The 13,005-nt window shown below is 69.4% G+C and carries 13 protein-coding genes and 1 pseudogene; 12 read left to right on the top strand and 2 right to left on the bottom strand.

Annotation, left to right across the window (positions count from 1 at the left end):
* The first annotated feature begins 134 nt into the window (after positions 1-134).
* From glyA to MXD61_RS20125, 12 genes and pseudogenes are all read left to right on the top strand, one after another.
* Positions 135-1,454, top strand: a complete 1,320-nt coding sequence (glyA, locus tag MXD61_RS20180) for a serine hydroxymethyltransferase (RefSeq protein WP_248815021.1) — start codon at positions 135-137, stop codon at positions 1,452-1,454.
* A 39-nt stretch (positions 1,455-1,493) separates the two neighbouring features.
* A complete protein-coding gene (locus tag MXD61_RS20175) occupies positions 1,494-2,600 on the top strand; it encodes an MraY family glycosyltransferase (RefSeq protein WP_248815020.1) in 1,107 nt (368 codons plus the stop codon).
* Positions 2,597-3,031, top strand: coding sequence for a hypothetical protein (locus tag MXD61_RS20170; RefSeq protein WP_248815019.1), 435 nt, complete (start codon positions 2,597-2,599; stop codon positions 3,029-3,031). The genes MXD61_RS20175 and MXD61_RS20170 overlap by 4 nt, the downstream gene beginning before the upstream one ends.
* Before the next feature lie 284 nt (positions 3,032-3,315).
* Positions 3,316-3,462, top strand: coding sequence for a F0F1-ATPase subunit family protein (locus MXD61_RS20165; RefSeq protein WP_248815018.1), 147 nt, complete (start codon positions 3,316-3,318; stop codon positions 3,460-3,462).
* Positions 3,463-4,342: 880 nt separating this feature from the next.
* Positions 4,343-5,212: a F0F1 ATP synthase subunit A gene (gene atpB, locus MXD61_RS20160; protein WP_163547710.1), complete on the top strand. Its 870-nt coding sequence runs from the start codon at positions 4,343-4,345 to the stop codon at positions 5,210-5,212.
* 68 nt (positions 5,213-5,280) lie between these two features.
* Positions 5,281-5,526: a F0F1 ATP synthase subunit C gene (locus MXD61_RS20155; protein ID WP_163547724.1), complete on the top strand. Its 246-nt coding sequence runs from the start codon at positions 5,281-5,283 to the stop codon at positions 5,524-5,526.
* Between the two features lie 15 nt (positions 5,527-5,541).
* The gene (locus MXD61_RS20150; RefSeq protein ID WP_163547709.1) at positions 5,542-6,129 is read left to right on the top strand and encodes a F0F1 ATP synthase subunit B; all 588 of its coding nucleotides are present in this window, start codon (positions 5,542-5,544) and stop codon (positions 6,127-6,129) included.
* A gap of 2 nt (positions 6,130-6,131) precedes the next feature.
* Positions 6,132-6,968, top strand: a complete 837-nt coding sequence (locus MXD61_RS20145) for a F0F1 ATP synthase subunit delta (protein WP_248815017.1) — start codon at positions 6,132-6,134, stop codon at positions 6,966-6,968.
* An 84-nt stretch (positions 6,969-7,052) separates the two neighbouring features.
* A pseudogene (gene atpA, locus MXD61_RS20140) lies at positions 7,053-8,612 on the top strand (F0F1 ATP synthase subunit alpha); the annotation flags it as partial.
* A gap of 21 nt (positions 8,613-8,633) precedes the next feature.
* Positions 8,634-9,542: a F0F1 ATP synthase subunit gamma gene (locus MXD61_RS20135; RefSeq protein WP_248815016.1), complete on the top strand. Its 909-nt coding sequence runs from the start codon at positions 8,634-8,636 to the stop codon at positions 9,540-9,542.
* A gap of 173 nt (positions 9,543-9,715) precedes the next feature.
* On the top strand, positions 9,716-11,155 hold the full coding sequence (gene atpD, locus MXD61_RS20130) for a F0F1 ATP synthase subunit beta (protein WP_163547706.1): 1,440 nt from the start codon (positions 9,716-9,718) through the stop codon (positions 11,153-11,155).
* Positions 11,155-11,415: a F0F1 ATP synthase subunit epsilon gene (locus MXD61_RS20125; protein ID WP_163547705.1), complete on the top strand. Its 261-nt coding sequence runs from the start codon at positions 11,155-11,157 to the stop codon at positions 11,413-11,415. Before atpD ends, MXD61_RS20125 begins: the two co-directional genes overlap by 1 nt.
* A 179-nt stretch (positions 11,416-11,594) precedes the next feature.
* Here the strand turns inward: MXD61_RS20125 and MXD61_RS20120 are convergent, their stop codons facing one another.
* Complete coding sequence (locus MXD61_RS20120; protein WP_163547704.1) at positions 11,595-12,167, bottom strand: cob(I)yrinic acid a,c-diamide adenosyltransferase; 573 nt, start codon at positions 12,165-12,167, stop codon at positions 11,595-11,597.
* 42 nt (positions 12,168-12,209) lie between these two features.
* Positions 12,210-13,004, bottom strand: a complete 795-nt coding sequence (locus MXD61_RS20115) for a protein phosphatase 2C domain-containing protein (RefSeq protein WP_248815015.1) — start codon at positions 13,002-13,004, stop codon at positions 12,210-12,212.
* Between the last annotated feature and the right edge of the window lies 1 nt (position 13,005).

The raw sequence follows: 13,005 nt of genomic DNA, 5'->3' as shown, positions 1-13,005 counted from the left end.
GAGGTGCCCTCGGGTGGGGAGGACCATGGTTCCCGACCGCGGGTGTACGACGAGGTACACGTACGTACGGGCGGACGTCAGGGCACAGGCAGGACATGGGAGCACAGGCCGGTCATACGGGAGGTAGCCACGTCATGAGCGCGTTGTTCTGGGGGCCCGACTTCGATGAGCTGGCCGGCACCGATCCGGAGATCGCCGGGGTGGTGCTGGACGAGCTGGCCCGCCTGCGAGGTGGGCTACAGCTGATCGCGAGCGAGAACTTCACCTCACCGGCGGTGCTCGCCGCGCTGGGATCGACCCTGTCGAACAAGTACGCCGAGGGCTACCCCGGCCGGCGGTACTACGGCGGATGTCAGGTGGTGGACCGGGCCGAGGAGATCGGGATCGCGCGCGCGAAGGAGCTGTTCGGCGCGGAGCACGCGAACCTGCAGCCGCATTCCGGCGCGTCGGCGAACTTCGCGGTGTACGCGGCGCTACTGACCCCCGGTGACACCGTGCTGGCGATGTCGCTGCCGCATGGCGGGCACCTCACCCACGGCAGCAAGGTCAGTTTCTCGGGGAAGTGGTTCGATGTCGTGGCCTACGGCGTGCGGGAGGACACCGAGCTCATCGACTACGACCAGGTTCGCGACCTGGCCCGGCGGCACCGTCCCAAGATGATCATTTGTGGGGCGACGGCGTACCCGCGCCTGATCGACTTCGCCGCGTTCCGGTCGATCGCCGACGAGGTCGGTGCCTGGCTGATGGTCGACGCGGCCCACTTCATCGGCCTGGTGGCCGGCGGGGCGATCCCGAGCCCGGTGCCCTACGCGGACGTCGTCAGTTTCACCACGCACAAGGTGCTGCGCGGCCCGCGGGGCGGCATGATCCTGGCCCGCGAGGAGCTCGCCGGCCGGATCGACAAGGCGGTGTTCCCGTTCAGCCAGGGCGGGCCGCTGATGCACGCCGTCGCGGCGAAGGCCGTGGCACTGCGTGAGGCCGCGACACCGGACTACGGGCGGTACGCTCGTCAGGTCGTCGCGAACGCCCAGACGTTGACCGAGGCGTTGCGGGCGGAGGGCATCCGTCCGGTCGGCGGCGGCACCGACACCCATCTTGCCCTGCTTGACCTGCGCGAACTCGATGTCAGCGGGCGGGATGCGGAGACCCGGTGCGACGCCGCGGGCATCACGTTGAACAAGAACGCGATCCCGTTCGACCCGCAGCCACCCGCGATCTCCTCGGGGATCCGCGTCGGCACGCCAGCGGTGACGACCCAGGGTATGGGCTCCGGTGAGATGAAGGAGATCGCCGCGCTGATCGGCCGGGCGCTGCGCGAGCCGGACGCCGCAGGCGAGATACGGGCAGCGGTGTCCGCGCTGGTCACCCAGCATCCCGCCTACCCCAGGTCCAGCGACCACCCCGGGTCCACCGACGCCACGTCCCTGCACACAAGGTCCGTCAGATCCAGGTGAGATCCTGGTAGATCCACGAACAGTAGGAGATTTCGAACGGTGCGCGAGTACCTCCTGGTCTTCGTGGTCTCGGCGGCGGTGACCTTCCTGGCCACGCCGCTGGCTCGGGCGTTCGCCCTGCGGATCGGCGCCGTCGCCGGGGTGCGCGCCCGGGACGTGCACTCCACCCCGACGCCCCGGCTCGGTGGCCTCGCGATGCTCGCGGGTCTGTACGCGGGCCTGGAGGTGGCGGACCGGCTGCCGTTTCTGTCCGTCGTCTCGCAGGACTGGTCCGAGACCCGGGCCGTGCTGGTCGCCGGGACGCTGATCTGCCTGCTCGGGGTCGCCGACGACCGGTGGGACCTTGATTCGCTGACCAAACTCGCCGGCCAGTTCACCGTGGCGGGCATCATGGTGCTGCTCGGCGTCCAGTGGTCGTTCGCGATCAACCGGGACAGTGAGATCACGCTGAGTCTTGGCCCGGAAACGGCGGTCCCACTGTCGATTCTGGCCACGGTGGTGCTCATCAACGCGATGAACTTCATCGACGGTCTGGACGGACTGGCCGCCGGCGTGGCGGCGATCGCGTCGCTGGCGACGTTCTATTTCGCCTACGAGATCGCGGTGATCGACGGATTTTACCGGGCGTCCCCGGCGGCGCTGCTGGCGGCCGTCACCGCGGGGGTGTGCGTCGGTTTCCTGCCACACAACTTCAATCCCGCCCGGCTGTTCATGGGCGACTCGGGCTCGATGCTGATCGGTCTGCTCTCGGCCGCCTCGATGATCTCCGTGACCGGCCAGGTGGCCTACGGGGGATACGCTGGGCCCTCCCGGTCGTATCCGTCCCTGATACCGCTCGCGATCCCGCTGGCCGTCCTCGCGGTTCCGTTCCTGGACCTGGGGCTTGCGGTGATCCGGCGGACCCGGGCGGGGCGGTCGCCGTTCGCGGCCGACAAGATGCACCTTCATCACCGGATGCTCGAAATCGGCAACTCGCACGTGAGGGCGGTTCTGTTCATGTATTTCTGGGCGGCTCTCGTGGGATTCGGCGGTGTCGCGGCGTCGTTCTCCGCCTCGCCGCTGCCGATCCTCGTGGCCACGGTCGGGGTGGGGCTCGCGGCGCTGCTCGCCCTGCTGGTCAGCACGCAGAGATCGGCGAAGGCATGATCGTGCCGGCCGCCCGGGTGATCCGGCTGGGGCTTGTGCTCACCGTCGCCCTCGCGGTGCCCGCGATCGTCCTCGCCGCGGCGCTGCGGGGGGGCACCGGGGTGGTAAGCGTCGTGGTGGGTCTGGCCATCGTGGTGGCGTTCTTCAGCATCTCGAAACTTGCCGTCGGTGCGGTCGCCCGCCGCGCCCCGCACCATCTGCTGCCGGCGGCGCTTGGCACCTACGCGCTGAAAATCGGCCTGCTCGGGGGGCTGCTGCTCGCGATTCAGGACACCGACACGCTTGATCTGCTGGCGTTCGCCTGGTCGATCTTCGTCGGCGTGTTCGTCTGGATGGGTGCGGAGCTCTGGGTCGCCACCCACACCCGGGTGCCGTTCTACGATCCCCAGCGGCCGGGTGCCTGGGATACCAGCCGTCGCCCACCCACCTGATGACGCCCGAGCCCGATCCCGACCTCGATCCGAACGCCAGGACCGGAAACGGTGCTGATGCCGCCCGGCCCGGCGGATCCGGTGTTGGCGAGAACCCTGGCGACGGTCCCGGACGGCCCGAAGGTGCCAGTCCACCGCGACCGCGATCCGGTGTCACCTCAGGTGATGCTGGTGGGGCCGCGGGCCGGGGTGGGTCGCTTCGAGGGCCACGGCGACCACCGGGGCCGGCGGCGCCGCGGGGGAGCACGCGGCATCCGGGCGAGGCCTGGAACATCTTCGGGACGTTGGCCGCGGGCCTGGGCTTCTGGGGTGCGGTCGGCTTCGGCGCTGATCGCCTGCTCGGATTCGACGGTCTGTTTCTGCCGATCGGCCTCGCGATCGGCATCGGTGCGGCCATGTACCTCGTGATCTACCGCCTGACCAGGCGCTGACACAGCGACGGCCAGGCGCTGCCCGGCGCGGGCGGTGTGGGATCGTGATCGGGCTGTGGGACCGTGACCAGGTGGATTCCTGACGCTGCGGAACCATGAGGCTGCGGAACTCGGAACGTCAAGGGTGCAATGCACCTTTTGTTCGCTAATGAGGTGCCAGCCGGCCGCGTGGCCTGTCGTAACGTTGCGATGGTCCCGACCGCGGTGTTCCGAATGGACCCGGCCGTTCCTGCCCGAGGGACCTGGTTGCTGGGCATTGTCGGCTGTTCGATGGGTGCTGCCGGTCCGATTTGTCGCGGTCCGGCCGGTCACGAGAAATTCCGTGGCGAACGACCAGCGCGAACCGGTACGCCCGCTTCGTCATGACCTCCCTGGTCATCGACGGCGGGGTCGAGATCGGAGAGAGTGGGGGCAGCCAGCACGTGCCGCCAGGGCCGTCAAAGCGGCACAACCAGGTGGGAGGGGTGAAGGTGAGGATGAGGGTGAGCCGGCAGCACCGTGCGTCCGCCCCGCCACCAGGTCGACCAGCGACCTGTGTTCGGGCAGTCGCCCGAACACGACGTCATAAGGTGGTCACGCAATGTGGAATCGTCATCAACGGAGCGAAACTCACGGACAACGCGCGCATGAGTCAGGATGAACCTCGAAGCGAGTTCGTGCCTGCGGCGCGTGGGTGTGGATAGTATCGCGGTCAACAGGACGTCGGGCGGTCGACACCCATCAGGGTTCGGGTGCGCCGGGGCGTCCTTCGACGCGCTATCGCCGGTTGACTACGAGTCGTTCTTCGGTGTGGGCGTGTCGTGCGAACCCGGTAGGGTGGGGGCAATCTGCCGCCGGCACGGCAAGCTCGCTGAGCCGTGGGTGCCTTACCTAATCGATCATGGAGGTGTCAGTCGTGCCGGTCCTCGCTGATGAGGGCTTCGAAGGACCCACGAAGGAGGTCTTTCAGACCCCGCACTGGTTTGACATCGAGGTCGGTTCCGTACATCTGTACCTCAACAAGGCGACCGGTCTCACGATCTTCGCCGCGCTGTTCGTCGGTGTGATCTTCTGGCTGGGTTTCCGTCAAGCTAGGATCATACCCCGCGGTCTGCAGAACCTGTGCGAGTCCGCCTACGACTTCGTCGACACCCAGATCGCCCGCGGTGTGATCGGCGAGAAGGGCGCGCGGTACACGCCCTACCTGCTGGTCCTGTTCAGCTTCGTGCTGGTCGCGAACTCGCTCGCGGTGATCCCGGGGGCCCAGTTCCCGGCGACGTCACGGGTCGCGGTGCCGATGGTCCTGGCGGTCATCACCTACGTGATGTTCAACTACGCCGGCATCAAGGCCAACGGTGCGGGTGCGTACTTCAAGGAGATGGTCGACCCGGCGCCGACGGCGCCACTGTTCATCCGGGTACTGCTGGCTCCGATCGAGGTCCTGTCGACCCTGATCGTGCGGCCGTTCACGCTGGCCATCCGGTTGTTCGCGAACATGTTCGCGGGGCACCTCCTGCTGCTGGTCTTCTCCCTGGGCGCGGACTACCTGCTGCCCAAGCCTCCCTTTGTCTTCGGTGTCGCGTCGCTGCTCGTGGCGATTGTCCTCACGGCGTTCGAGCTTGTCATCGACGCTCTCCAGGCCTACATCATCACCATCCTCACCGCCGCCTACATCGGTGGCGCGATGGCGCACGGAGAGCACGAGGTCGCTCCGTCCGAGGATCTCGCCGAGCACGCCCCGGTGGGCGTGCCCGCGGCGGCACACGCCTGATTTCCCTCCTCTCTCTCTACCTGCACCGGCGAGCCCGGTGCCTGACTGAATAGGAAAGCACCGTGTCCGTGCTCGAAGTCACCAACGTCCTGGCCTCGAAGGATGCCGTCACCGGCAGCCTCGGCGCAGTCGCCTATGGTCTGGCCGCCATCGGCCCGGGTATCGGCATCGGCCTCATCTTCGGTCTCGGCGTCCAGGCGATCGCGCGCCAGCCCGAGGCGGAGCAGGTGGCCTTCCGGTACATGCTGATCGGATTCGCGCTGGCCGAGGCCCTCGCGCTCATCGGCTTCGTCGTTCCCTTCGTCTTCCCGTAAACCGGGGGAGCGATCATGTCTTTGACAGTTGCCCTTGTGTCTGCCGCCACCGAGAGTGGTGGCCATGACGAGAACGTCCTGATCCCGCCGCTGAGTGAACTGATCATCGGCACGCTGGCGTTCGGGCTGCTGGTGGCCTTCTTCTTCTGGAAGATCCGCCCGCAGGTCTCGAAGGTCTATCAGGAGCGCACCGACCGCATCGAGGGTGGGCTGGCCCGCGCCGAGGCGGCACAGCGTGAGGCACAGGCGCTGCTGGAGGAGTACCGCGCCCAGCTCGCCGAGGCCAGGGCCGAAGCAGCGCGCATCCGGGACGAAGCGCGCAGCGAAGGTCTGCAGATCACCGCGGGTCTCCGGGACGAGGCCCAGCGGGAGATCATCGAACTGCGGGCGCGAGCCGATGCCCAGCTCGCGGCCGACCGGGCACAGATCGTCGCCCAGGTTCGTCGGGAAGTCGGGGACCTCGCCGTCGAACTGGCGTCGAAGATCGTGGGCTACCAGGTGGAGAGCACGACCACCCAGAGCCGGCTGATCGACGACTTCATCGCCGCGCTGGACAACTCGGCCGCGGGTAGCACCGCCGCGCCGGTCGGGCCGGGGGGCTGACGGTGGAGGGAGCCAGTAGGCATGGCCTCGCCGCCGCCCGGGCCACCCTCGACCAGGTGATGGCGACTCCGGTCGGCGTCACCGGGGCCAGCGCCGCCGATGCCGCGCGGGTCGCCGCGGACCTGCGTTCCGTCGCCGCGCTGCTTGGCCGTGAACCGACCGTGCGCCGGGCGTTCACCGACCCCGGCGCGCCGGTCGCTGCCCGCACCGACCTGGCCGCCCGGCTGTTCGCTGGTCAGCTCGCCCCCGCGAGCCTGACCATCGTGCAGGCCGCGGTCAGCGCCCGCTGGTCGCGGCAGACCGATCTGCGCTTCGCGCTGCTCGAGCTGAGCGTCGAGGCGCTGCTGGTCGAGGCCGAGCGGGACGGGGCGTTGGAGGAGGTCGAGGACGAGCTGTTCCGGTTCGGTCGGATTCTCGGTCAGAACTCGCAGCTCGCGCTCGCCCTCACCGACCCGGCCGCGCCCACGGAGCTCAAGAACGGGCTGCTGGCCCGCCTGCTGTCCGGGCGGGCCCATCCGGTGACCCTCAAGCTCGCCGAGCAGGCCGCGGCCGACCGGGTGCACGGCGATGTCGAACGGCGCCTGGCTGACTTCAGCCGGATCGCCGCGGCCCGCCGGGACCGGGTCGTCGCGGTCGTCCGTTCGGCGGTGCCGCTGTCCGACGAGGTGGTCACCCGCCTGGGCGCCGCCGTCAGCCGGTACTTCGGTCGCCAGATCCAACTCCAGGTAGACCTCGATCCCACGCTGCTCGGCGGGGTCGTGGTACAGGTCGGTGACGAGGTGGTCGACGGCAGCGTGTTGCGCCGTCTGGTCGCCGCGCGCCGGGCGATGCTCCGGTAGTCGCCATGGCGATCATGAACCTGCCTGCGACGAACCCTGCCAGCGACGAACCCCGCCAGCGATGCACGACGAAGGACGTAAGCGATGACTGAGCTCTCCATCCGGCCGGAGGAGATCCGCGACGCCCTACGGGAGTACGTCGACTCCTTCCAGGCCACCTCCGCCGGTCGGGAGGAGGTCGGCCGGGTCGTCGTCACCGGCGACGGAATCGCCCGGGTCGAGGGTCTGCCGCACACGATGACCAACGAGCTGCTCGAGTTCGAAGGCGGCGTGCTCGGTCTCGCGCTGAACCTCGAGGTCGGCGAGATCGGTAGCGTCATCCTCGGCGACGCCGAGCACATCCAGGAGGGCCAGGAGGTCCGCCGCACCGGCGAGATCCTCGCGGTCCCGGTCGGCGACGGCTTCCTCGGCCGCGTGGTCGACCCGCTCGGGCGGCCGATCGACGGCCTCGGCGAGATCCAGACCGAGGGCACCCGTGCCCTCGAGCTGCAGGCGCCGACGGTCGTCCAGCGCCAGCCGGTCAAGGAGCCGCTGCAGACCGGCATCAAGGCGATCGACGCCATGACCGCCATCGGCCGCGGCCAGCGCCAGCTGATCATCGGTGACCGGCAGACCGGCAAGACCACGGTGGCCATCGACGCGATCATCAACCAGCGTGACAACTGGGAATCCGGCGACCCGAAGCGCCAGGTCAAGTGCGTCTACGTGGCCATCGGCCAGAAGAAGTCGACCATCCGCGAGGTGGTGAACACCCTGGAGGAGGCCGGCGCGCTGGCCTACACCACCATCGTCGCCGCCCCCGCGGACGAGCCGGCCGGCTTCAAGTACATCGCCCCCTACTCGGGTTCGGCGATCGCCCAGCACTGGATGTACAACGGCCAGCACGCGCTGATCGTGTTCGACGACCTGTCCAAGCAGGCCGAGGCGTACCGGGCGATCTCGCTGCTGCTGCGCCGCCCGCCGGGCCGTGAGGCCTACCCCGGCGACGTGTTCTACCTGCACTCCCGTCTGCTGGAGCGCTGCGCGAAGCTGTCCGACGAGCTGGGCGGCGGATCGCTGACCGGGCTGCCGATCATCGAGACGAAGGCCAGCGACATCTCGGCCTACATCCCGACGAACGTCATCTCGATCACCGACGGCCAGGTCTTCCTGGAGTCGGACCTGTTCAACCAGGGTGTCCGTCCGGCCATCAACGTCGGCACCTCGGTGTCGCGGGTCGGCGGGTCCGCGCAGACCAAGGCGATGAAGTCCGTCGCCGGCCGGCTGCGCCTGGACCTCGCCCAGTACCGTGAGCTGGAGGCGTTCTCCGCCTTCGGTTCCGACCTGGACAAGGCCTCCCGCGACCAGCTGGCCCGGGGCGCGCGGCTGGTCGAGCTGCTCAAGCAGCCGCAGAACCAGCCGTACTCCAGCGAGCGGCAGGTCGTGTCACTCTGGGCCGGCACCACCGGCAAGCTCGACGACGTGCCGGTGGGCGAGATCCGCCGGTTCGAGCGGGAGTTCCTCGACTACGTCGGCCGCTCGCACGGCACGATCTTCGACTCGATCATCGCCACCGGCAAGCTCGGGGACGACACGGTCTCCTCGCTCGAGACGGCCATCGCCACCTTCAAGAACCAGTTCACGCTGGCCGACGGGCAGCCGCTGGCCCGGAACGAGGGCTGATCCGTGGCGGGGCAGCTTCGTGAGTACCGGCGGCGCATCCGCTCGGTGCAGTCGACGAAGAAGATCACCAAGGCGATGGAGCTGATCGCCGCCTCCCGGATCGCCAAGGCGCGAGCCCGGGTCGCGGCGGCCCGCCCGTACGCCGAGGAGATCACCCGGGTGATCGAGGCGGTGGCGTCGCAGTCGACGACCAGCCACCCGCTGACCACCGGCCGGGAGAACCCCACCCGGGTCGCGGTCGTCGTGATCACCAGCGACCGTGGTCTGGCCGGCGGGTACAGCTCGAACGCGCTCAAGCGGGCGGGTGAGCTCACCGAGACGCTGCGCGCCGAGGGCAAGGACATCGAGCTGCACGTCGTCGGCCGTAAGGGAGTCGGGTACTACCGCTTCCGCGGCCGCACGATCAACGGCGAGTACACCGGGTTCTCCGAGCAGCCGTCCTACGCCGACGCCAAGTCGGTCGCCGACGCGCTGATCTCGTCGTTCGTCGCCGGCGGCGAGGACGGCGGGGTCGACGAGATCCACCTGGTGCACACCGAGTACGTCTCGGCGCTGACCCAGACGGCCGTCGCGAACCGGCTGCTGCCGAAGGCGATCGGCGAGTCGGACGGGGCGGCCCCCGCCGCGTCCTCCGGCACGCCGCTGCCCCAGTACGAGTTCGAGCCGTCGGCCGAGGCGGTGCTCGACGCGCTGCTGCCCCGGTATGTCGAAAGCCGGCTCTACGCGGCGCTGCTGGAATCGGCCGCGTCGGAGTCCGCCGCGCGGCAGCGGGCGATGAAGTCGGCCACGGACAACGCCGAGGACCTCGCCCGGATCTACAGCCGCCTGGCCAACCGGGCCCGGCAGGACGCCATCACCCAGGAGATCTCCGAGATCGTCGGTGGGGCGAACGCCCTTGCCTCGGCCGGCTGATCACCCTCGGGCCGGCAACCGGCACTAACGGAACGATCGCAACGTTGTAAGACGGTACGGCGCCGGTGTAGCGGGCTGGGACGAGCCCGCCGCGCCGGCGCAGTGCCCCAGGTGCCAGAGAACGGCTAGCCCGAGGCTGCGGCGACGGGCAACGATGGGAAACTGAGGACGCCATGACCGTCACCACCAGCTCGCCGGCTGCGGCGGAGGGCCGGGCCCCGGGAGTCGGCCGGGTCGCCCGAGTCATCGGACCGGTCGTCGACGTGGAGTTCGCACCAGACGAGCTCCCCGAGATCTATCAGGCACTCGAGGTCGACCGCACAATCGGCGGCCAGACCCTGACGCTGACCCTCGAGGTCGCCCAGCACATCGGTGACAACACCGTGCGGGCCATCTCGATGCAGCAGACCGACGGCCTCGTGCGCGGAGCACCCGTGCGCGACACCGGAGCCCCGATCTCCGTTCCGGTCGGCGATGCCACCAAGGGGCACGTGTTCAACGTGCTCGGCACCCCGCTCGACGTCGACAAGGTCGACGCGGAGACCCGCTGGCCGATCCACCGCTCGGCCCCGGCGTTCGACCAGCTCGAGTCGAAGACCGAGATGTTCACCACCGGTATCAAGGTCATCGACCTGCTCGCCCCGTACGTGCGCGGTGGCAAGATCGGCCTGTTCGGCGGTGCGGGCGTCGGCAAGACCGTCATCATCCAGGAGATGATCCGCCGGGTCGCCAAGGAGTTCGGTGGCGTGTCGGTGTTCGCCGGCGTCGGCGAGCGCACCCGCGAGGGCAACGACCTGTTCCTGGAGATGACCGAGGCCGGCGTCATCGAGGACACCGCCCTGGTGTTCGGCCAGATGGACGAGCCGCCCGGCACCCGGCTGCGGGTGGCGCTGGGCGCCCTCACCATGGCCGAGTACTTCCGCGATGTCCAGAAGCAGGACGTGCTGCTGTTCATCGACAACATCTTCCGGTTCACCCAGGCCGGTTCCGAGGTGTCGACCCTGCTCGGCCGGATGCCGTCGGCCGTGGGCTACCAGCCCACCCTGGCCGACGAGATGGGCGTCCTGCAGGAGCGGATCACCTCCACCCGCGGTCACTCGATCACCTCGCTGCAGGCGATCTACGTCCCCGCGGACGACCTGACCGACCCGGCGCCGGCGACGACGTTCACCCACCTCGACGCCCAGACGGTGCTCGACCGGTCGATCTCCGACCTCGGTATCTACCCCGCGGTCAGCCCGCTGGACTCCAACTCCCGCATCCTCGACCCGCGCTACATCGGGCAGGAGCACTACGACACCGCCCGCGAGGTCCAGCGCATCCTGCAGCGTTACAAGGACCTCCAGGACATCATCGCCATCCTCGGCATCGACGAGCTCTCCGAAGAGGACAAGATCCTCGTCAACCGGGCCCGTCGTATCCAGCGGTTCCTGTCGCAGCCGTTCTTCGTCGCGGAGCAGTTCACCAACATCCCCGGCAAGTTCGTCCCGCTGGACGAGACGATCGACTCGTTCAAGCGGCTCACCCAGGGCGACTTCGACCACCTGCCCGAGCAGGCGTTCTTCATGTGCGGTGGTATCGAGGAAGCCGAGAAGAACGCCGAGAACCTCTGATGCCCATCCGGGTCGCGATCGTCTCGCCCGAGCAGGAGGTGTGGTCCGGCGACGCCGACATGGTGATCGCCCGCACCACCGACGGTGACCTCGGTGTACTGCCCGGCCACGTGCCGCTGCTGGGGGTCCTGGCCCCCGGTGGCACCGTCCGGGTGAAGACCGGCGGTCAGGAGATCTCCGCGGCGGTCGACGGTGGCTTCATCTCCGTCACCCACTCCGGCGTCAGCATCCTGGCCGAAACCGCCACTCTGAGCAGCTGACCACCACACCGAACAGCTGACCACCGCCTGGATCGGCTGGCCGTCCCGGTCACCCGGGTTCTCCCGGTCAGCTGGGCGGCCGGCGGTTCCGACCGGCTGGCTCACGTCAGCCGGTCGGGTATCTCACGGGCGCGTTCCTCGCACGACGGGGACGCGCCCGTCGCACGTCCACCCGGGGATCAGGCGTGGGCCGCGGGTCGCCAGAGGATGTCGCCGCCGGGGTTCGCGATGCGGGCGAGGATGAACAGAAGGTCCGAGAGCCGGTTGAGGTAACGGGCCGGCAGGGGACCGGTGTGCTCCGGGTCGGCCTCGAGCAGCGCCCAGACCGACCGCTCGGCCCGCCGGGCGACCGTGCGGGCGGTGTGCAGCAGAGCGGCACCCGGCGTCCCACCGGGGAGGATGAACGAGGCGAGCTTCGGCAGATCGGCGTTGAACCGGTCGCAGGCCTCCTCCAGCCGGTCGACATAGCCCTCGGTGATCCGCAGCGGCGGATACGGCGGGTCCGCCACGACCGGGGTGCACAGGTCGGCGCCGACGTCGAACAGGTCGTTCTGGACCTGCCCGAGCACGGTGCGCACCTCGTCCGCCAGCCCGCCGAGGGCCAGTGCCACGCCTATCGCCGCGTTCGCCTCGTCGACGTCGGCGTAGGCGGCCAGCCGCGGATCCGTCTTCGCCACCCGGGACATGTCACCGAGCGCCGTCGTCCCGTCGTCACCGGTACGGGTGTAGATCCGGGTCAGGTGTACCGCCATGCCCCCAGTCTAGGAAGCGGGCCGGCCCGACGCGCGGGGCCGTCAGTCCGTCCGGGACAGCCGGGCGTGCAGCATGGTCGCGTCGTCGCTGATGCTGAATCGCGGGAAGGCCACTCGGGCGGAGTCGGCTCGTTCCGCCGTTCGGAGTCGGTCGAGCAGAGCCTCCGCCCGTCCGGCGGCGATCTCGTCCAGCAATGCGTCGGTACTGGTGACCAGACCGAAGGGATGCAGTGCCCGGGCGAAGCCGTCGGACATCACCACCAGCTCCATCCCGGATGTGATCGGCACCGTGGTGACGAACGCGTGCTCGGCGGCCTCGGGGATGTCCGCCAGTACCCAGAGTCCCGCCGGGGTGTTGCGCTGGATTCGGCGTTCCCGGTTGGTGGCCTGGGCTCGGGCATAGACGGTCGCGGGTGCGACACCACGATCAAGCTCCGCGCGGACCGCGTCGAGCAGCCGTTCCTCCGCGCCGTCGAACTGCGGGTCGACGAAGGCGGCCGCCGGGCTGCCCGGTGGCCGCACGAGAACAGGACTGTCTCCGAGCAGGCAGAGTTCGAGGTGGTCGTGCACCAGGCGCACGAGGCTGAGGGTCGCGCTGGGAAAGCCGGCGGCATCGGCCAGCCCCGCGCGTCGACCGGCTTCGCGGACATACAGGATGAGCTCACGTACGACGTCACGTATGGGCCGCCCGGACTCCGCCCAGGGCATCCGGGCCAGATAGGCGCTGGCTGTCGCGGCGAGCCAGGCCGCTGGGGAACGGCCCTCCACCAGGGCGTGATCGCCCAGCTGGCTCGCACCGTCGATCACCCAGACGGCGGCCCGCCGGGCACCGGCCACA

Origin of the sequence: Frankia sp. AgPm24 (assembly GCF_023243055.1) — a bacterium.
In the GTDB taxonomy this organism is placed as follows: Bacteria; Actinomycetota; Actinomycetes; order Frankiales; family Frankiaceae; genus Frankia; species Frankia umida.
The sequence above is the reverse complement of the archived record's forward strand: the minus strand, read 5'-3'. Positions and strand labels throughout refer to the sequence as shown.

What these genes read in the sequence shown, in the direction of transcription:
- MXD61_RS20150 (WP_163547709.1), top strand. Translation starts at nt 5,542, where the DNA reads ATGTCTTTGACAGTTGCCCTTGTGTCTGCCGCCACCGAGAGTGGTGGC.
- MXD61_RS20120 (WP_163547704.1), bottom strand. Translation starts at nt 12,167, where the DNA reads ATGGCGGTACACCTGACCCGGATCTACACCCGTACCGGTGACGACGGG.
- MXD61_RS20170 (WP_248815019.1), top strand. Translation starts at nt 2,597, where the DNA reads ATGATCGTGCCGGCCGCCCGGGTGATCCGGCTGGGGCTTGTGCTCACC.
- atpB (WP_163547710.1), top strand. Translation starts at nt 4,343, where the DNA reads ATGGAGGTGTCAGTCGTGCCGGTCCTCGCTGATGAGGGCTTCGAAGGA.
- atpD (WP_163547706.1), top strand. Translation starts at nt 9,716, where the DNA reads ATGACCGTCACCACCAGCTCGCCGGCTGCGGCGGAGGGCCGGGCCCCG.
- glyA (WP_248815021.1), top strand. Translation starts at nt 135, where the DNA reads ATGAGCGCGTTGTTCTGGGGGCCCGACTTCGATGAGCTGGCCGGCACC.
- MXD61_RS20125 (WP_163547705.1), top strand. Translation starts at nt 11,155, where the DNA reads ATGCCCATCCGGGTCGCGATCGTCTCGCCCGAGCAGGAGGTGTGGTCC.